The following is a 17,140-nucleotide window of genomic DNA, read 5'->3' on the forward strand; positions in this document are numbered from 1 at the left end:
ACAACGTGCCGTGAACAGCGCAGACAACGAGCAGGAGGTCCCATTGGGTCGCTACGACGGGCGGGTCGCCGTCATCACCGGAGGCGGGCGCGGTATCGGGTTCGGGATCGCGGCGCGCCTCGCCGAGGAGGGCGCGTCGGTCGCCGTGGTCGACCTCGACGAGGCCGCGGTCGCCGAGGCGGCGGGCAGGCTGCCCGTGCGGGACGGCGCGAAGGCCGCCGGGATCGCCGCGGACATCAGCGCGGCCGACGCGGTCGAGCGGGCGGTCGACCGGGTCGTCGACGAGCTCGGCGGCGTCCACGTGCTGGTGAACAACGCCGGGATCACCCGCGACAACCTGCTGCACAAGATGTCCGAGGACGACTGGGACCTGGTCATGGGCGTCCATCTCAAAGGGGCGTTCCTGATGGCCAGGGCGGCCCAGCGGCATTTCGTCGCGCAGCGGTACGGCAAGATCCTGACCCTGTCGAGCACCGCCGCGCTCGGCAGCCGCGGCCAGGCCAACTACTCCACCGCGAAGATGGGCGTCCAGGGCCTCACCCGCACGCTCGGCATCGAGCTCGGGCCGTTCGGCGTGAACGTCAACGCGATCGCGCCGGGTTTCGTCGCCACCGAGATGACCGACGGCGCCGCGCGCCGCCTCGGCCGCGACGTCGAGGAGTTCCGCCGGGCCAGGGCCGAGGTGACACCGGTCAGGCGGGTCGGGTCACCGGCGGACGTCGCCGCGGCGGCGGCGTTCCTGTGCAGCGACGAGGCGTCCTACATCACCGGGCAGACGCTGTACGTCGACGGCGGGGCGCGGCTGTGAGCCGCCTCCGGTCGCGTCCTGTCCACGAAGCGGTCCGGGGAGGCCGGAATGCACTTCGCTCTTTCTGAGGACCAGCGCGTCCTCCAGCGGACGACCGACGAGGTCTGCGCGGAACTCTTCGCGGAGTCGCCGGTGACCGGCGCGCGGACGGACGGCGGCGCGCTGCGCGCCCGGCTGTGGTCGACGCTGGTCGAGCTCGACCTCGTCGGGCTGCTGGTCCCCGAGCGGCAGGGCGGCGCGGGCGGGTCGCTGACCGACGCCTGCGTCGTGGCCGAGGCGCTCGGCCGCCACATCGCGCCGGTGCCGTACGTCGGGACCGCCATCGCGGCCGCGGCCCTGCTCCGCTTCGCGGACGGCCCGGCGGAGCCGCTCGCCCGGCTCTGCGGCGGCGACCCCTATTCGGTCCTGCTCGACGGACGGCTCGACCATCCGGTCGGCACCGCGACGGTCGCGTTCGACTGGGTCGACGGCGCCCGCGGCGTCGTGCTCTCCCCGGACGGGCGCGCCACGGTGCACGACCTCGCCGACGCCGACCCGATCGCGGACGTCGATCCGCTGCACCGGCTGTGCCGGGTGCGGCCCGTCCCGTCCGGCGCGGCCTCCGGCGAGGGGGCGCGCAGGGCGCGGGCGGTCGCGTGGACCGGAGCCGCGGCGCTGCTCACCGGGCTCGCCGACGGGGCGCTGCGCCAGGCCGTCGATTACGCGCGCCGGCGCGAGCAGTACGACCGTCCGATCGGGTCGTTCCAGGCCGTGCAGCACCTCTGCGCGGACATGCTCGTCGATGTCGAGACGTCCCGCTCCGTCGCCTACGGCGCCTCCTGGGCGGCGGAGCACGCCCCGATCGACGAGGCGGAACGGGTGGCGGCGGGCGCGAAGGCCCACGCCGGGGCGGCGGCGATCAGGGTCTGCGAGACCGCGATCCAGGTTCTCGGTGGGATCGGCGTGACGCAGGAGCACGACGCCCACCTCCGCCTGCGCGGTGCGCACCTGCACCACGCGGCGTTCGGCGGTCCGGACGCGCCGCTGGTGTTCCTCGCCGGGCGCGTCCTCGAAAAGGTCTGAGGGGCGGACACACATGGACCTTCGCGATTCCCCGGAGGAAGCCGGTTTCCGGGGGCGGCTGTGCGCCTGGCTCAGGGAGAACGTGCCGGCCGATCCGGAGCCGGCCGTGCTCGCCGAGCGCTGGCCGTACATGCGCGCGTTCCAGCGGCACCTGTACCGCGGCGGCTGGGTCGCCCTGTCGTATCCGGAGCAGGTGGGCGGGCAGGGCCTCGGGCCGATGGAGGAGGCGATCCTCAGCGAGGAGCTCGGCCGGGCCGGGGCTCCGAGCCTGCTTCCGCTCGGCCATCTCGGCCGGCCGCTGCTCAGCCACGGCACCGACGAGCAGCGGCGCCGCTACCTGCCGCCGCTGCTCGCGTCCGAGGAGATCTGGTGCCAGGGGTTCTCGGAGCCGCAGGCGGGCTCCGACCTCGCCGCGCTGCGCACGCGCGCCGTCCGCGAGGGCGACGCGTGGGTGCTCAACGGCCACAAGACCTGGACGAGCTACGGCGCGTTCGCCGACTTCTGCCTGCTCCTCGCCCGCACCGACCCGGACGCCGTCCGGCACCGCGGGATCTCGGCGTTCATCGTCCCGCTGGACGCGCCGGGGGTGACCGTCCGGCCGATCGTGCTGGCCAACGGGGACGAGGAGTTCGCCGAGATCTTCCTGGACGACGTGCGGATCCCGGCGGCGAACATCCTCGGCCGGCCGAACGAGGGCTGGCGGATCGCCATGGACGTCGTCAACTACGAGCGGGGCGCCGTCGAGACCGGGTACCTGCCGAAGTTCGAGCGCTACCTTTCGGAGATCGCCGCGTTCGTCAAGGCGCGGCCGGCCGCGCCGGACCGGGCGACGCTCCGCGCGCTCGGCGACGCGGCGGCCGCGCTTGAGGTGCTGCGGATGCACTGCCTGCGCACGTTGAGCGATCGCGTCTCGGGCGCGCCGCCCGGTCCGGAGAGCTCGATCGACAAGCTGCTCATGACCGCGGTGGAGCAGAAGCTGACGGCCCTCAGCCTCAGCCTGCTGACCGACACGGCCGTCGACTCCGCCGGGCCCGGCCGGGCCGAGTGGTTCGACCGGTACCTCTACGGGCGGGCCGGGAGCATCTACGGGGGGTCGGCGCAGATCCAGCGCAACATCCTCGCCGAGCGGCTGCTGGGGCTGCCGCGCGCCGCCGGATAGCGCGGCCGGACGGGCGGCCCGGCGGGCGGGCGGCCGGGGCGGGGGTCAGGCGAGTACGCCGCGGACGGCGTACTCGGCGAGCCTCGCCGCGGTCCGCTCGCGCTCGGCCGCCGAGTCGCGCGGCCCGCCCGGGCGGAACCAGGCGTGCATCCAGTTCACGGTGCCGAGCACGGCCTTGACGAGGGTGTTCACGTCGGTGTCGCGGAAGACGCCGGCCTCGATCCCCTCCTTGACGACGGCCGTGAAGTACGCCTCGAACTGGCGGCGCATCTTCATGATGCGGGCCATCTGCTCTTCCTTGTTGCGGCCCTCGCCGGCGAGGTTCATCTCGATCTGGTACTGCGCGGGGCCCATGTAGTTGGCCCTGTTCATGAGGTGCATCGCGTGGTGGTGCACCATCTCGCGCAGCTTCTCCTCCGGGCCGAGGTCGTCGCGCTCGGCGGTCGGCCCGACGGCCTCCAGCGCCCACTCCAGGGCCTGCTGGTGGATCCCGATGAACAGGTCGCCCTTGGTCCGGAAGTAGTGGTAGATCCGGCCCTTGGTGCAGCCGAGCACGTCGGCGACGTCGTCGATGGAGGTGGCCGCGTACCCTCGCTCGGAGAACGCCGTCGCCGCCGCGTCGAGGATCTCCCGCGCGCTCGCCTGCCGCTTGGAGGTCAGCTTCTCCGTACGTCCGTTGGCGAAGGCTTGTCGCATGCCGACATACTACTCGGCCGGATGTATCGCCCGTCCGGATCCGGGACGGGGCCTCCATCTTCCACCCGTGGCGGGGAGCCGCTCGGGTCCGCCACGGGACCAGAAAAAACCTACGTGGTAGTATGTGAATCGTGGCCAAGGTGAGCGGTACGTGAGCGCGGCCGGGCGGATCGACCGGGAGGGCGGGGTCGGCGCGCTGCTCGAACTCGACCGGCTCGGACCGCTGGCCTTCCGCGGCGGAGCCCACGAGGGCGAGCGGGTCAGGCTGTACGGCGGCGAGGTCGCGGCCCAGGCCATGATGGCCGCCGCCCGGACGGCGCCGCCGGGCCGCCCGCCCAACTCGCTCGGCGCGTACTTCCTCCTCCCGGGCGACTCCACCGTGCCCGTCGTCTACACGGTCGGGACGGTGCGCGACGGCGGCGCCTTCAGCACCAGGACGGTCGAGGCGCGCCAGCCGGGCGGCGCGATCCTGCTGGCGACCGCCTCGTTCCAGCGTCCGGAGCGCGGGCTGAGCCATCAGGTGCGTCCCGCCCGGGTGCGGCCGCCCGAGGAGCTGCCCCCGGTGGAGCGGGCCTTCGCGGGCGATCCGCGGACCCTCGACTGGATCTCCGAGGTGACCGCCTGGCTCCCGGTCGAGGTCCGGTTCCCGGACGCGTCCCTGCACGTGCCGAGCGGGAGCGGGCACATCGCCGCGCTGCGGTTCTGGACGCGGACCCGGCACCCGCTCCCGGACGCGCCCGAGGCCCAGGCCGCTGGCGTCGTCTATCTCTCCGACCTGCTCATGCTCGCGGCGAGCGTCCAGCCGCACCCGCACCGGATCACCGACGGGACGGTCTGGTTCGCCACGATCGCCCACTCCGTCGTCCTGCACGCGCCGGCCCGCGCCGACGACTGGCTGCTGTACGAGATCGAGAGCGACTGGGCGGGCGCCGGGCGCTGCCTGACGCGGGGCCGCCTGTTCGACCGGGCCGGACGGCTGTGCGGCAGCACGACCCAGGAGGCCGTCCTCCGCGTCGCCGACCCCGGCTGAGCGGACCGGCCGCGCGGGCCCGGCCGAAGGGGCGCGGACCCGTCCCGACCTGCGTCGCTTCGAGGCGTCCGGCCGGGATCGGCCGTTGACGCTCTACAACCTACTGAGTAGCATGTTTTTTCGACAGGGTGACGCACACCACGCCGCCGAAGTGCAGAGTCGCGCCGAGGTCAGGGCCCGCGTCCCCGTCCGGACCAGCCGCCCGAGCGGAACGTCCCCACCCCCACCCCCATCGCACGTCCCGGGCGGACACCGCTCGACGAGCCGAAGAGAGAAGACATGCAGACAAGGCTCAGTACCCCTGTCGCGGCGCTCGCCGCCGGCGCGCTCTGCCTGGCGCTGGCCGCCTGCGGCGGCGACGGCGGCGCCGAGGCGGACGGCGGCGGCACCTCCGCCGCCGCGAAGGCGGTGATCGCCGACGCCGAGGCGGCGTTCGCGAAGTACACCCGGCCGCAGCCCGCGGCCCCGGTCCCGGCGCTGCCCGCGCCCGCGCCGCGCGGCAAGCGGCTCGCGGTCGTCACGTGCGCGCTGCCGGTCTGCGTCACCCTGTCGGACGGCGCCGAGGAGGCCGCCCGCAAGCTGGGCTGGACGGTCACGACCCTCCAGTCCAACAGCACGCCGCAGGGCTTCGTCTCGGTGATGGACCAGGTGGCCGCGAACCCGCCGGACGCCCTCGCCTACATCCCGGCCGTGCCGGACTCCTCGATCCGCCCGCAGCTCGCGAAGCTCCAGGCGGCCGGGACGAAGATCACCGAGATCTCGCCGCAGACCGCCGCGCTGACGCCGAACGGCCCGGTCCAAGCCGTCGTGTTCGGGCAGAACGACGCCGCGCTGACCGGGACGCTGATGGGCCAGGCGGTGGTGGCGGACGCCGACGGCCCCGTGAAGTCGGTGTTCGTCTGGGACCCGTCCTTCACCGGCTCCTGGGGCCCGATCAAGGACGCCTACCAGAAGGTGCTGAAGGGCGCCGGGCGCCCGGCGGGCGTCCTTGAGGTCTCGAACGCCAACATCGGCAAGACCGTCCCGAGCCAGATCGTCAGCTACCTCCAGGCCCACCCCGGCACCAGGTACGTCGCGCTCGCGGTCGTCGACTACAACGCCGGGCTCGACGCCGCGCTGCGCGCGGCCGGGCTGGCCGGCAAGGTCAAGATCCTCAGCCGGGCCGCCGACGCGGCGTCCCTCAAGGCGATCCAGGCCGGGACGCAGTGGGCCTCCATCGGGCTGGAGCTCGGCGCCGCCGGCTACCGCGCCATCGACCAGCTCATCCGGCTGATGACGGGCGTGCCGCTCGGCGACCGGGCCGACGCCGCCGGATGGCAGCAGATCTACGTCAAGGGCAACGTCACCCAGACCAGCGACAAGCCGGAGCCGCCGGACTACGCGCGGACCTACCTCACGGCCTGGCGGGCGGGATGAGCGCGGGCGGCTCCGGGGCGGCGCGCGTCGTCCTGAGCCTCGGCTCGCTGTCCAAGACGTTCCCGGCCCAGAAGGCGCTCGACGACGTCGACCTGGAGCTGCGGGCGGGCGAGGTGCACTGCCTGCTCGGCCAGAACGGCTCGGGCAAGTCGACGCTGATCAAGATCCTCGCGGGCTACCACGCGCCGGACCCCGGCGCGACGGCCGTCCTGAACGGCGCTCCGCTGGCGCTCGGCAGGGCCGCCGCGCGGGAGCGGTCGGTGGCCTTCATCCACCAGGACCTCGGGCTCGTCGCCGAGCTGGACGCCGTGGACAACCTGGCGCTCGGCAACCGGTACGCCGGGCGGTGGTGGCTGTCCGGCCGCCGCGAGCGCCGCGCGGCGGCCCGGCTGCTGGCGGAATTCGAGGTGGACCTCGACCCCGGCCGCCCGCTGGCCGCGGCCACGCCGGGGCAGCGGACGATGGTCGCCATCGTGCGGGCGGTCGCGGCGACCGGCGGGGCGCCCGCCCTGCTCGTCCTGGACGAGCCCACCGCGGCCCTGCCGCAGCACCAGGTGGAGCAGCTGTTCGACCTGCTGCGCAGGCTCCGCGACCGCGGCGCCGCGATCCTCTACGTGACGCACCGCCTCCGCGAGGTGTTCCAGGTCGGCGACCGGGTCACCGTCCTGCGGGACGGGCGCCGCGTCACCACCCGGCCGGTCGGCTCCGTCGGCGGCGCGGACGAGCTCGTCCGGCTGATCATCGGCCGGGAGCCGGCGGAGTTCGCGCCGCCGCTCCCCGCGCCGGACTCGGAGGTGCTGCTCAGCGCGTCCGGGGTGGCCGGCGAGCAGGTGGCCGACTTCTCGCTGGACGTCAGGGCCGGTGAGATCGTCGGCGTCACCGGGCTGATCGGCTCCGGGTACGACCAGGCGCTCGGGCTGGCGTTCGGCGCCCGCCGCCGCGCCGCCGGCGAGGTGCGGATCGGCGGCCGCGCCGTCCCGGCGGACCGGCCCGACCGGGCGATCGCCGCCGGGCTGGCCTACGCCTCGGCCGACCGGAAGCGGCTCTCCACCATCCCCGCGTGGACCGCGCGGGAGAACGTCACCCTGCCGCGGCTGCCGACCGCCGGGCCCGCGCGCTGGCTCGGCGACCGGCTCGAACGGCGCGAGGTCCGGCCGTGGATCGAGCGCCTGGACGTGGTGCCCGCCGATCCCGACCGTCCGCTGGCGCTGCTCAGCGGCGGCAACCAGCAGAAGCTGGTGCTGGCGCGCTGGCTCCGCCTCGACGCCCGGGTGCTGCTCCTGGACGAGCCCACCAGCGGCGTCGACGCGGGCGCGAAGGCGTCCATCTACGACGTGCTGGCCGGCGTCGCCGCGCGGGGACGCGCGGTGGTGCTGTCGTCCTCCGACGCCGAGGAGCTGTGCGCCGTGTGCGACCGGGTGCTCGTCATGCGGCACGGCGCGGTGCGCGCCGAGCTGGCGAAGGGCGAGCTGTCGGTCGCGCGCGTCGTGAGCGAGACGATCCGCGACTCCGCCGACGACACCGAGGAGCACTCATGACCGTCCCATCCCAGACCGTCGCCACCGAGCCCGGACCGGCGCCGGACGGCGGCGCCGGTGCGCCGCGCGGGATCCGCCTCCTCCGGCGGGCCGCCGCGCGGATGCGGGCGGCCCGGTACAGCGGGCTGCTGCTGTGCGCGGCGCTGGCCGTCTTCTTCACCCTCCAGTCGCCGGAGACGTTCCCGACCCGCGCGACGTTCACCGGCATCGCGGGCGACCAGTCGGTCACGCTGATCCTCGCGCTGGGCCTGCTGGTGACCCTGGCGGTCGGCCAGTTCGACCTGTCGGCGGCGCAGAACCTCGGCATGAGCGCCATGGTCTGCGGCGTCCTGATGGTCCACCACCAGGTGAGCCCCGCCGTCGCCGTGCTGGTGACGCTGCTGATCGGGCTCCTCGTCGGCCTGGTCAACGCGGTCTTCGTGGCGGTGGTCGGCATCGACAGCCTGATCGCCACGCTCGGCATGAGCTCGGTGCTGCTCGCGGTCACCGGGCAGGTGTCGGACTACCAGTTCGTCGGCCCGGTGCCCGCCGGGTTCCAGGACGTCGCGAACCACGAGGTCCTCGGGGTTCCGAGCGTCGCGCTGTACGCGGTCGTGCTGAGCGTCGCCGCGTGGTACGTCCTGGAGCACACGCCCGTCGGGCGCCGCGCGTTCGCGGTCGGGGCGAACCCGGACGCGTCCCGGCTGGCGGGCGTCCGGACCGCCCGGTACGTCGCGGGCTCGTTCGTGGTGACCTCGCTGTTCGCCGCGACCGCCGGGGTGCTCGTCACCGCGAAGATCGGCAACGTGGCGCCCACGCTCGGCCCGGCCTACCTGCTGCCGAGCTTCGCCGCGTGCTTCCTCGGCACCACCCAGCTCAAGCCGGGACGGTTCAACGTCGGCGGCACCGTCATCGCGCTGCTGCTGCTCGCCGTCGGCGTCAAGGGCCTCCAGCTCAACGGCAGCCAGCTCTGGGTGACGGACCTGTTCAACGGCGTCGCGCTGCTCGCCGCGGTGAGCGCCGCGCTGCTCAGCGGCAGGATCCGGCCGAAGCTCGGGCAGCGGCAGCGGCAGCGGCAGCGGCAGCGGCGGCGGGCGGCCCGGGCCGGGCGGGCGACGGCGCGCTGACCGGCCGCCCGGCCCGGACCGGTCATCCGCCGGTCCGGGCCGGGCCGGTGAGCAGCGGCCACAGCCCGCCCGCGCCCGCCGCCGCGACCCGCCGCCCGATCGCCTCGGACCACGCGTCCTCGTTGCCGGACTCGTCCCGCCAGGCCCACATCCGGGTCGTGCTGTGCCGCAGCGCGTGCTCCTCGGTGAACCCGATCGCGCCGTGCACCTGGTGCGCCAGCGAGGCGACCACGCCGGCCGCCTCCCCGGCGACGACCTTGGCCGCCGCGACCGCGAGCCCGGTGTCGCCGCCCGTGTCGCCGCCTGTGTCAAAGGCGAGCGCCGCCGCCTCGACGGCCGTCTTCGCGAGCAGCACCTCGCCTGCCATCGCGGCCAGATGCTGCTGGACGGCCTGGAACCGCGCGATCGGCCTGCCGAACTGCTCGCGCTCGCCCGCGTAGGCGACGGCCAGCGCCAGCGCCCGGCGGGCGGCGCCGGCGATCAGCGCCGCGCGGCCGAGCGCCGCCCGCGCGTGGAACGCCTCCGCCGTGACCGCCGCGCCCGCGGCGTGGACCCGGGACGCCGGGACGGCGGCGTCGACGCGCAGGTCGTCGCGCGGCTCGCCCGCCAGGTTCGTCCCGTGGACCGGGCGGACGTCGGCGCGGTCCAGCACGATCACGCGGGTCCCGTCGAGGACGGCGATCCGGTGGGCGTGCCGCGCCCAGGGCACGCGGGCGAGCGTCCCCTGGACGGTGAGCCCGCCGCCCTCCGGGCGCGTCCGCAGCCCCGGCCCCGCGACCGCCGCCGCCAGCGGACCGGACGGCACCGTGCCGCCGCCGCCCGCGATGAGCCACCCCGCGAGCAGCGCGGTCTCCGCGAGCGGGACGCCCGCCGAGTACTCGCCCAGCACCTCCAGCACGGCCACGGCGTGGGCGACGTCGCCGCCCGAGCCGCCGCGCGCCTCCGGCACCGCCACGGCGGTGACGCCGATCTGCTCCAGGGCCGTCCACAGCCCGGCGTTCCAGCCGCCGTCCGCACAGGCCGCCACGGCGCCGGCGTCGCTCAGCTCCGAGCACGCCTCCCGCACGGTGGCGACAAGCGCCGCGGTCATCTCGTTCATCGAGCCCCCAACTCCTTGGCGATGACGCCGCGCAATATCTCGTTGGTGCCGCCGCGGAGGGTGAAGCCCGGGCCGTCCAGGATCGCCTCGGCCAGCAGCCGGGGCAGCGCCTGGTCGGAGCCGAGGTCGGGGACGGCCCGGGTCAGCGACCGGACGGTGTCGGTGACCACGCTCTCGAACCGGGTGCCGAGGTCCTTGACCGCCGCCGCCTGCACGGCGGGCGCGGCGCCCGCCGCCAGCCGTCCGGCGACCGCGAGGGACGCCTGCCGCAGCGCCCACATCCGCGCGACCACCGCGCCCACGCGCGACGCGTCGTGGTCCCTTAGCCGCTCCACGGCGAGGGAGAGCAGCGGGAACGTCGACAGGAAGCGCTCCGGGCCGCTGCGCTCCATCGCCAGTTCGCTGGTGACCTGGCGCCAGCCCGATCCGGGCTCGCCGAGCACCCGGGCGTCCGGGACGAACACGTCGTCCAGCACCACCTCGTTGAAGTGGTGCTCCCCGGTGAGCAGCCGGATCGGCCGGACGTGCACGTCCGGATCGGGCAGCTCGACGATGAACTGGGACAGCCCGGCGTGCCGGTCGGCGGTCCGCGGCCCGGTCCGGACGAGGACGATCATGGCGTGCGCGCGGTGCGCGCCGCTCGTCCAGACCTTCGTCCCGGCGAGCCGCCAGCCGCCGTCGACCCGCGTGCCGCGGGCGCGCACGGACGCGAGGTCGGAGCCGGTGTCGGGCTCGCTCATCCCCGCCGCGAAGAAGCACTCGCCCCGGGCGATCCGGGGGAGGAAGGCGTGCTTCTGCTCCTCCGTCCCGAACCTGAGCAGGCTCGGCCCGGACTGCCGGTCGGCGATCCAGTGCGCGGCGACCGGCGCACCGGCCGCGAGCAGCTCCTCGGTGACGACGAACCGGGCCAGCGCGCCCGCGGCCGTCCCGCCGTACCGCTCGGGGAAGGCCATGCCGAGCCAGCCGCGCTCGCCGAGCCGCGCGCTGAACCCGGCGTCCCAGCCGCCGAGCCACTGGTCGCAGCGCGACTCGATCCGTCCCGCGGACAGCTCGTCGCGCAGGAACGCGCGCACGTCCGCCCGCAGGCCGTCGAGCTCGGCCGGGAGCACGACGGGTTCGAGGTCCAGGAAATCCATGTGCCGCTCTCCTCGGCCGGTGATCAGCGGAGCGCCCACCGGCCGGTGTAGGCCGGGGGAGCCGTCTTGTCGAGGAAGGCGCGGAACGCGGCGGGCGCGTCCTCGGTGGCGAGGTTCACCGCCTGCGCGTTCGCCTCGTTGCCGATGGCCTCGCGCAGCGTCCCGTCCGCGCCCTGGTGGAGCAGGGCCTTGGTCTGGGCGAGCGCGACCGGCGGGAGCGCCGCGAGGCGCTGCGCCAGCTCGGTGACGAAGCCCGCCAGCTCGTCCGGCGGCTTGACCCAGGTCACGAGCCCGAGGTCGTGGGCCTCCGCGGCGCCGATCGGCTCGGCGAGCAGCGCCAGCCGCTTCGCCTGCTGGAGGCCGACGAGCCGGGGCAGGAACCAGGACCCGCCGAAGTCGAGCGACAGCCCGCGCCTGGCGAAGATCTGGGAGAACCGTGCGGACTCCGCCGCGACGACGAGGTCGCAGGCCAGCGCGAGGTTCCAGCCCGCGCCCGCGGCGACGCCCTCGACCTTGGCGATCACCGGCTTCGGCAGTTCGGCGAGGACGGCGGCGATCGCGCCGATCCGGCGCATCCGCGCGACCGGATGCTCCTCGCGGGGCCCGCCGCCGAGGTCGGCGCCCGCGCAGAAGTCGCCGCCCGCCCCGGTCACGACGACGGCCCGGACGGCGTCGTCGGCGGCGAGGTCGTCCAGCGCGCCGCGCAGCAGCCGCCAGCCGCGGTCGTCGAGGGCGTTCTTGCGGGACGGCCTGTTCAGCGTGAGCGTGGCCGTCGCGCCGTCCCGGGCGACGAACACCGATTCGGATGGGGTCATGTCGTGTTCTCCTCTGGTCAGCGTCCCTCGAACACGGGCGCGCGGCGCTCGCGGAACGCCGCCATCGCCTCCGCCGAGTCATGGGTGGCGTGCACGACGGCCATGTGCGAGGAGATCAGGTCGAGCGCGGTCCGGACGTCGGCCCGCGCCGACTGGTGCGCCGCCCTCTTGATCATCCGCACGTTGACCGGCGGCTGCTCCGCGAGCCTGCGGGCGTACCGGCGCCACGCGTCCGGGAACTCCTCGTCGGGGTGGACGTGGTCGGCGATGCCGATGCGGCGGGCCTCGTCGGCGTCCACGAAGTCGCCGGTCCAGAGGAGTTCGAGCGCCTTCGCCATCCCGACCAGCCGCGGCAGGTAGTAGCAGCCGCCGTCGCCGGGCACGAGCCCGATCCGGATGTAGCCCTCCGACAGCCGCGCCGACCGCGCGAGCAGCCGGACGTCGCACATCAGCGCCATGTCCATCCCGGCGCCGACGGCGATCCCGTTCACGGCGGCGATCAGCGGCTTGTCCAGCTCCTCGACCGCGTGCGCGACCCGGTGGATACGGTCGGTGAGCAGCGACTTGACGGCGAGGGGCCCGGTCGCCTCCGCGTCGAACGTGGCGAGGTCGATGCCGGAGCAGAACGCGTCCCCGGCGCCGGTGACGACGACGACCCGCACGTCCGGGTCCGTCCGCGCGGAGCGGAGCGCCTCGGCCCACCGGTCGATCATCCCGAGCGTGAACGCGTTCTTCAGGCGCGGGCGGTTCAGCAGGATCGTGCCGATCCCGTCCCGCACCGTGTACTCCAGGTCTGCCATCAGTCGGGCCTCCTCAGGCGCTGGGCCGCGGCGGCGGCCGGGCGGGCGGTTCGGCGGGGGCCCGCGTTGAATACATACTACCACGTAGGTTATTTTCGCCTGGACGATCCCGCCGCGCCGTGCGGCGGACGTCGCGCACGGAGGAGGTCGCGGATGGACTACTCGGGGCTGGCGCCCGGCCTGCTGGTGGAGGCCGAGGGGCCGCTGCGGATCGTCACGATGAACCGTCCGGACGAGCTCAACTCGTTCGACGACGCCCTGCACGTCGGCATGCGCCGGGTGTGGGACCTGCTGGTCGACGACGAGGACGCCCGCGCCGTCGTGCTCACCGGCGCGGGCCGGGTCTTCAGCGCGGGCGGGCACGTGCCGAACTTCGTCCGCAACCACCACGACCAGGCGGCGCGGCGGCGCGACATCCGGGAGGGCGAGCGGCTCGCCCGCGCGATGCTGGCGTGCGAGCTGCCGGTGGTCGCGGCGGTGAACGGCCCGGCGGTCGGGCTCGGCTGCAGCCTCGCCACCATGTCCGACTTCGTGGTCATGGCGGAGGGCGCCTTCATGAGCGACCCGCACGTCGCCATCGGGCTCGTCGCGGGCGACGGCGGCGCGGTCACCTGGCCGTGGCTGACCAGCATGCTCACCGCCAAGGAGTTCCTGCTGCTCGGCGACCGGATCCCGGCCGCCGACGCCCTGCGGGCCGGGCTGTGCAACCGTGTGGTGCCCGCGGGCGAGGTGCTCCGGACCGCGAAGGAGTTCGCGCTCCGGTTCGCCGCGCTTCCGGCCCAGTCGGTGCGCGACACCAAGCGCGCCCTCAACATGCACCTGCTCGACTCGGCGAACAGCGTCCTGAACTTCGCCCTTGCCGCCGAGTTCGAGTCGTTCGGCACGGAGGACATCAAGACGCGCGTCGCGGAGTTCCTCGCCAAGGACAAGGGCAAGGGCAAGGACAAGGCAGGGGCCGCGAAGTCCGACGGGTCCGGAAGCTGATGGACACCGCGGTCACGGACCTGCTGCTGTCCACGACCCGCGCCGTCCGCCGCCGGCTCGACCTCGAACGGCCGGTGGAGCGCGAGGTGATCCTCGACTGCCTCCGCCTCGCGGTGCAGGCCCCCACGGGCGGCAACAAGCAGGCGTGGCGCTGGCTCGTCGTGGACGACCCTGAGGTGCGCGCGGCCGTCGCCGAGGTCTACGCGCGCCGCACCCTCGCGATCGTCGACCGGCGGTACCCGCACATCGAGGACGCGCAGACCAGGCGCGTCTACGACGGCGCCCGGTACCTCGCGACGGTGCTGGCGCGGGTCCCGGTGCTGATCGTGCCGTGCGTCGAGGGACGTCCCGACGCGCCGGGCGCGGCGCATCCCACCGCGTTCTACGGCTCGATCTTCCCGGCGATCTGGAGCCTGCAGCTCGCACTGCGGTCCCGCCGGATGGGCTCGGTCCTGACGACGCCGTTCGTGGACGAGGACGAGCGCCTCTACACCGGGGCGCTGGGCCTGCCCGACACGATGACGCCCATCGCCCTGCTGCCCGTCGCCTACACGATCGGCGACGAGTTCAAGCCCGCCGACCGTCCGCCCGTCGAGACCATCACCCGCTGGAACCGGTGGACGGACCGGCGATGACGGCACGCGATCTGCGGCTCCTGCTGGACGAGCGGGAGATCACCCGGCTCGTCCTGCGGTACGCGCACGGCGTCGACCGCGGCGACGTCGACATGGTCGAGTCCTGCTACCACCCGGGCGCCTACGACGACCACGGATTCGCCAGCGGGACGGTCGAGGAGTTCACGGCGCGGATGCGCCGGGGGCCGTCCGGGCCGGGCGTCCGGCACCACCTGATCGGGAACGTGCTGATCGAGGTGCGGGACGCGGCCGCCGTCTGCGAGGCGTACTTCCTCTGCTACATGGAGGACCTCGACGGCGCCGGGACGGCCGCGCCCGCGGGCCTGTTCGCGGGCCGGTACGTCGACCGGCTGGAGAGGCGCGACGGCGGCTGGCGGATCCGGCACCGGATCTGCGTGCTGGACTGGAGCCGCCGGCTGGGCGAGGGAGCGCCCGCGCCGCGCGCGGACACGTTCGGCCACGGCCGCCGGGACGACCGCGACCCTGCCGCCGCCGCGTTCCGCGAACTCGCCGCCGGGCGCCCGTAGCGCCCCGATCCGGCTCCGCTCCACTCTTCCAAAATGAGCTACGCAGTAGTATGTTTTCTGCTCAAGCCCGCAGGTGGGAGCCGGTACAGCGTAACCGGACCGTGCCACATCGGCGATCCGCGGTCCATCCGGAGAAAGGATCCGCCTTGACAGAACGGAGGGCTTTGGATGGCGTCGTCGTGCTCGACCTCAGCCAGGTGTACAACGGCCCGTACTGCACCCTGCTGCTGGCGCAGCTCGGCGCGGAGGTCATCAAGATCGAGCCGTTCGGCGGCGAGCCCGTCCGCTGGCGCGTCGTCGGGGAGCAGCAGACGACCGCGTTCGACCTGCTGAACGGCGGGAAGAAGAGCCTGCGGCTGAACCTGAAGGAGCCGCGCGGCCGGGACCTGTTCCTGCGCCTCGCCGCGCGGGCGGACGTCGTCGTGGAGAACTTCGCCCCCGGCACCCTGGACCGGCTGTCCCTCGGCTACGACGTCCTCGCGGCGGCCAACGAGCGGATCATCCTCGCGTCCGGACGCGGCTACGCCGCCACCACGCCGCAGGCCGGGCAGCGTGCCATGGACCTGACGATCCAGGCCGTGACCGGCGTGATGGCGACGACCGGGCAGCCCGACCAGCCGCCGACCAAGGCGGGCCCGGCGGTCGCCGACTTCTTCGGCGGCACCCACCTGATGGGCGCGGTCGCCGCGGCGCTCTACCAGCGCACGGTCACCGGCCGGGGCCAGCACGTCGAGGTCGCGATGCAGGACGCCGTCGTCCCGTCGCTCGCGTCCAGCATCGCGGGCTACCTCGACAGCGGCGGGACGCTCCCGGAGCGGACCGGCAACCGGCACGGCGGCCTCGCCGTGTGCCCCTACAACGTCTACCCGGCGGCGGACGGGTGGGTCGCCGTCCTGTGCATGACCGACGGGCACTGGCGGACGCTGTGCCACCTGATGGACCGCGCGGACCTCGCGGACGATCCCGCGTTCGCGTCGCCGCCCGCCCGCGTCGCGCAGATGGACGAGCTCGACGAGCTCGTCGCGGCGTGGACGGCGGACCTCACCCGCGACGACGTGGTCGACCGGCTGCAGGGCGCCGGAGTGCCGTGCGCCGCCGTGCGCGGCCTGGCCGACGTCATGTCCGGGCCGCTCGTCGGCGCCGACCGCATGATCCGGCCGGTGCGCGGCGCGGACGGCCGCCCGTCGTACGCCTTCGGCAGCCCGCTGCGCCTCGCGGACTCGGCGCCACCGCCCGCCGAGGGAGCGGCCGCTCTCGGCGAGCACACCGAGGACGTCCTCGCGGAGCGGCTCGGCCTGGACGCCGCCGAGATCCGGGAACTGCGCGCCGAGAACGTCGTCTAGGAGAAACTCATGCCCGTTGACGAGACGCTGCTCGACTCGATCCGGACCAATGTCGGCGCGGAGACCGTCCATTCGCTCGGACCGGTCACCGCCCTGACGATCCGGCGCTACGCCCGCGCCATCGGCGAATCGAACCCCCTCTATTTCGACACGGAATTCGCCCGCGCCCGCGGGCACGCGGAGATCGTCGCGCCGCCCAACCTGGTCACGGCGATCACCTGCTGGGACGAGGGCCCCGCGGCCGAGGGCCTCCGCGAGGACGGCACGCCGCTCGTGATGCAGCTGGAGGGCCTGCCGACCAGCGGCGTCCGGGTGATGGGCGGCGGCGAGGACATGGAGTTCCACGCGCCCATCACGGCCGGGACGACCGTGGTGGAGCGCTCCACGATGCTCGACGCCGAACTGCGGCAGGGGCGGACGGGCCCGTTCATCGTCGTCCGCTACCGGCACGAGTTCGTCGACGGCGACGGAGTCCTCTTGGTGACCTCGACACGGAAGGTGCTGGTCCGATGATGAGCGGTTCGACCCCCGCCACCGGAACCGCCACAGGCCGGGAACCGCGGTTCGGCGACGTCCGCGTCGGCGACCGGCTGCCGGAGATGCGCCGCGTTCCGACCAGGCTGCAGCTCTTCAGATACAGCGCGGTGACGTGGAACACCCACCGCATCCATTTCGACCCCGACTACGCCGCGCAGGAGGGATATCCGGACGTCCTCGTCCAGTCCCATCTGCACGGCGCCTTCCTGGTGACGCTGTGCACGGAGTGGATGGGCGCGTCCGGGCGGCTGACCAGGCTCGGGGTCTCGGTCCGGCGCTACGCGGTGCCCGGCGACGTCCTCGTCTGCGGGGGCGTGGTCACGGGCGTGGAGCGGGCGGACGAAACACACGGGCTCGTCCATCTCGACGTGACCGAGACCCGCGAGTCCGACGGGGCGGTATGCGCCGCCGCGACCGCCACGATCGCGCTGCCGCTGTGAACGGGGAAC

General features: G+C 74.4%; 18 protein-coding genes. 13 read left to right on the forward strand and 5 right to left on the reverse strand.

Annotation, left to right across the window (positions count from 1 at the left end):
- Positions 1 to 10: 10 nt before the first annotated feature.
- Genes ACH01S_RS20705 through ACH01S_RS20715 form a run of 3 tightly spaced genes read left to right on the forward strand, consistent with a single transcriptional unit; the run spans position 11 to position 3,029 of the window.
- Complete coding sequence (locus tag ACH01S_RS20705; protein ID WP_246236408.1) at positions 11 to 808, forward strand: SDR family NAD(P)-dependent oxidoreductase; 798 nt, start codon at positions 11 to 13, stop codon at positions 806 to 808.
- 48 nt (positions 809 to 856) lie between these two features.
- Positions 857 to 1,870: an acyl-CoA dehydrogenase family protein gene (locus ACH01S_RS20710; RefSeq protein ID WP_067893686.1), complete on the forward strand. Its 1,014-nt coding sequence runs from the start codon at positions 857 to 859 to the stop codon at positions 1,868 to 1,870.
- Positions 1,871 to 1,883: 13 nt separating this feature from the next.
- Complete coding sequence (locus ACH01S_RS20715) at positions 1,884 to 3,029, forward strand: acyl-CoA dehydrogenase family protein (RefSeq protein WP_067893688.1); 1,146 nt, start codon at positions 1,884 to 1,886, stop codon at positions 3,027 to 3,029.
- 45 nt (positions 3,030 to 3,074) lie between these two features.
- Here the strand turns inward: ACH01S_RS20715 and ACH01S_RS20720 are convergent, their stop codons facing one another.
- Positions 3,075 to 3,725, reverse strand: coding sequence for a TetR/AcrR family transcriptional regulator (locus ACH01S_RS20720; RefSeq protein ID WP_067893693.1), 651 nt, complete (start codon positions 3,723 to 3,725; stop codon positions 3,075 to 3,077).
- Positions 3,726 to 3,876: 151 nt separating this feature from the next.
- On the opposite strand from ACH01S_RS20720, the gene ACH01S_RS20725 reads away from it, so the two are divergent.
- The 4 genes from ACH01S_RS20725 (at position 3,877) to ACH01S_RS20740 (ending at position 8,815) form a co-directional block, all read left to right on the forward strand.
- Positions 3,877 to 4,755 carry an acyl-CoA thioesterase gene (locus tag ACH01S_RS20725; RefSeq protein WP_083980917.1) on the forward strand — a complete coding sequence of 293 codons (879 nt, stop codon included), beginning with the start codon at positions 3,877 to 3,879 and terminating at the stop codon, positions 4,753 to 4,755.
- A gap of 279 nt (positions 4,756 to 5,034) precedes the next feature.
- Positions 5,035 to 6,171 carry a sugar ABC transporter substrate-binding protein gene (locus ACH01S_RS20730; protein ID WP_067893696.1) on the forward strand — a complete coding sequence of 379 codons (1,137 nt, stop codon included), beginning with the start codon at positions 5,035 to 5,037 and terminating at the stop codon, positions 6,169 to 6,171.
- On the forward strand, positions 6,168 to 7,709 hold the full coding sequence (locus ACH01S_RS20735; RefSeq protein ID WP_067893698.1) for a sugar ABC transporter ATP-binding protein: 1,542 nt from the start codon (positions 6,168 to 6,170) through the stop codon (positions 7,707 to 7,709). The genes ACH01S_RS20730 and ACH01S_RS20735 overlap by 4 nt, the downstream gene beginning before the upstream one ends.
- Positions 7,706 to 8,815 (forward strand): ABC transporter permease, encoded by a 1,110-nt coding sequence (locus tag ACH01S_RS20740; protein ID WP_067893699.1) that lies wholly within the window; start codon positions 7,706 to 7,708, stop codon positions 8,813 to 8,815. Before ACH01S_RS20735 ends, ACH01S_RS20740 begins: the two co-directional genes overlap by 4 nt.
- 22 nt (positions 8,816 to 8,837) lie before the next feature.
- On the opposite strand, the gene ACH01S_RS20745 is transcribed toward ACH01S_RS20740, so the two are convergent.
- Genes ACH01S_RS20745 through ACH01S_RS20760 form a run of 4 tightly spaced genes read right to left on the reverse strand, consistent with a single transcriptional unit; the run spans position 8,838 to position 12,665 of the window.
- On the reverse strand, positions 8,838 to 9,914 hold the full coding sequence (locus ACH01S_RS20745) for an acyl-CoA dehydrogenase family protein (RefSeq protein WP_148344066.1): 1,077 nt from the start codon (positions 9,912 to 9,914) through the stop codon (positions 8,838 to 8,840).
- Entirely contained in the window at positions 9,911 to 11,050 is a 1,140-nt protein-coding gene (locus ACH01S_RS20750) for an acyl-CoA dehydrogenase family protein (protein ID WP_067893701.1), read from the reverse strand. The genes ACH01S_RS20745 and ACH01S_RS20750 overlap by 4 nt, the downstream gene beginning before the upstream one ends.
- Positions 11,051 to 11,073: 23 nt before the next feature.
- Positions 11,074 to 11,865, reverse strand: coding sequence for an enoyl-CoA hydratase/isomerase family protein (locus ACH01S_RS20755; protein ID WP_067893703.1), 792 nt, complete (start codon positions 11,863 to 11,865; stop codon positions 11,074 to 11,076).
- A gap of 17 nt (positions 11,866 to 11,882) precedes the next feature.
- Positions 11,883 to 12,665 (reverse strand): enoyl-CoA hydratase/isomerase family protein, encoded by a 783-nt coding sequence (locus ACH01S_RS20760; protein WP_067893705.1) that lies wholly within the window; start codon positions 12,663 to 12,665, stop codon positions 11,883 to 11,885.
- A gap of 153 nt (positions 12,666 to 12,818) precedes the next feature.
- Between ACH01S_RS20760 and ACH01S_RS20765 the strand changes: the two genes are divergently transcribed.
- The 6 genes from ACH01S_RS20765 to ACH01S_RS20790 all read left to right on the forward strand — a co-directional run bounded on the left by ACH01S_RS20765 (position 12,819) and on the right by ACH01S_RS20790 (position 17,131).
- Positions 12,819 to 13,649: an enoyl-CoA hydratase/isomerase family protein gene (locus tag ACH01S_RS20765; RefSeq protein WP_067893707.1), complete on the forward strand. Its 831-nt coding sequence runs from the start codon at positions 12,819 to 12,821 to the stop codon at positions 13,647 to 13,649.
- Positions 13,649 to 14,284 (forward strand): nitroreductase family protein, encoded by a 636-nt coding sequence (locus ACH01S_RS20770; protein WP_067893709.1) that lies wholly within the window; start codon positions 13,649 to 13,651, stop codon positions 14,282 to 14,284. Before ACH01S_RS20765 ends, ACH01S_RS20770 begins: the two co-directional genes overlap by 1 nt.
- Positions 14,281 to 14,811, forward strand: coding sequence for a nuclear transport factor 2 family protein (locus tag ACH01S_RS20775; RefSeq protein ID WP_067893711.1), 531 nt, complete (start codon positions 14,281 to 14,283; stop codon positions 14,809 to 14,811). The genes ACH01S_RS20770 and ACH01S_RS20775 overlap by 4 nt, the downstream gene beginning before the upstream one ends.
- Before the next feature lie 146 nt (positions 14,812 to 14,957).
- Positions 14,958 to 16,154 (forward strand): CaiB/BaiF CoA transferase family protein, encoded by a 1,197-nt coding sequence (locus ACH01S_RS20780; protein ID WP_067893713.1) that lies wholly within the window; start codon positions 14,958 to 14,960, stop codon positions 16,152 to 16,154.
- Between the two features lie 9 nt (positions 16,155 to 16,163).
- Entirely contained in the window at positions 16,164 to 16,667 is a 504-nt protein-coding gene (locus tag ACH01S_RS20785; RefSeq protein WP_083980920.1) for an FAS1-like dehydratase domain-containing protein, read from the forward strand.
- On the forward strand, positions 16,664 to 17,131 hold the full coding sequence (locus ACH01S_RS20790; RefSeq protein ID WP_218010331.1) for a hotdog family protein: 468 nt from the start codon (positions 16,664 to 16,666) through the stop codon (positions 17,129 to 17,131). The genes ACH01S_RS20785 and ACH01S_RS20790 overlap by 4 nt, the downstream gene beginning before the upstream one ends.
- The last annotated feature ends 9 nt before the right edge of the window (positions 17,132 to 17,140 follow it).

This window comes from Actinomadura chibensis NBRC 106107, assembly GCF_001552135.1.
In the GTDB taxonomy this organism is placed as follows: domain Bacteria; phylum Actinomycetota; class Actinomycetes; order Streptosporangiales; family Streptosporangiaceae; genus Spirillospora; species Spirillospora chibensis.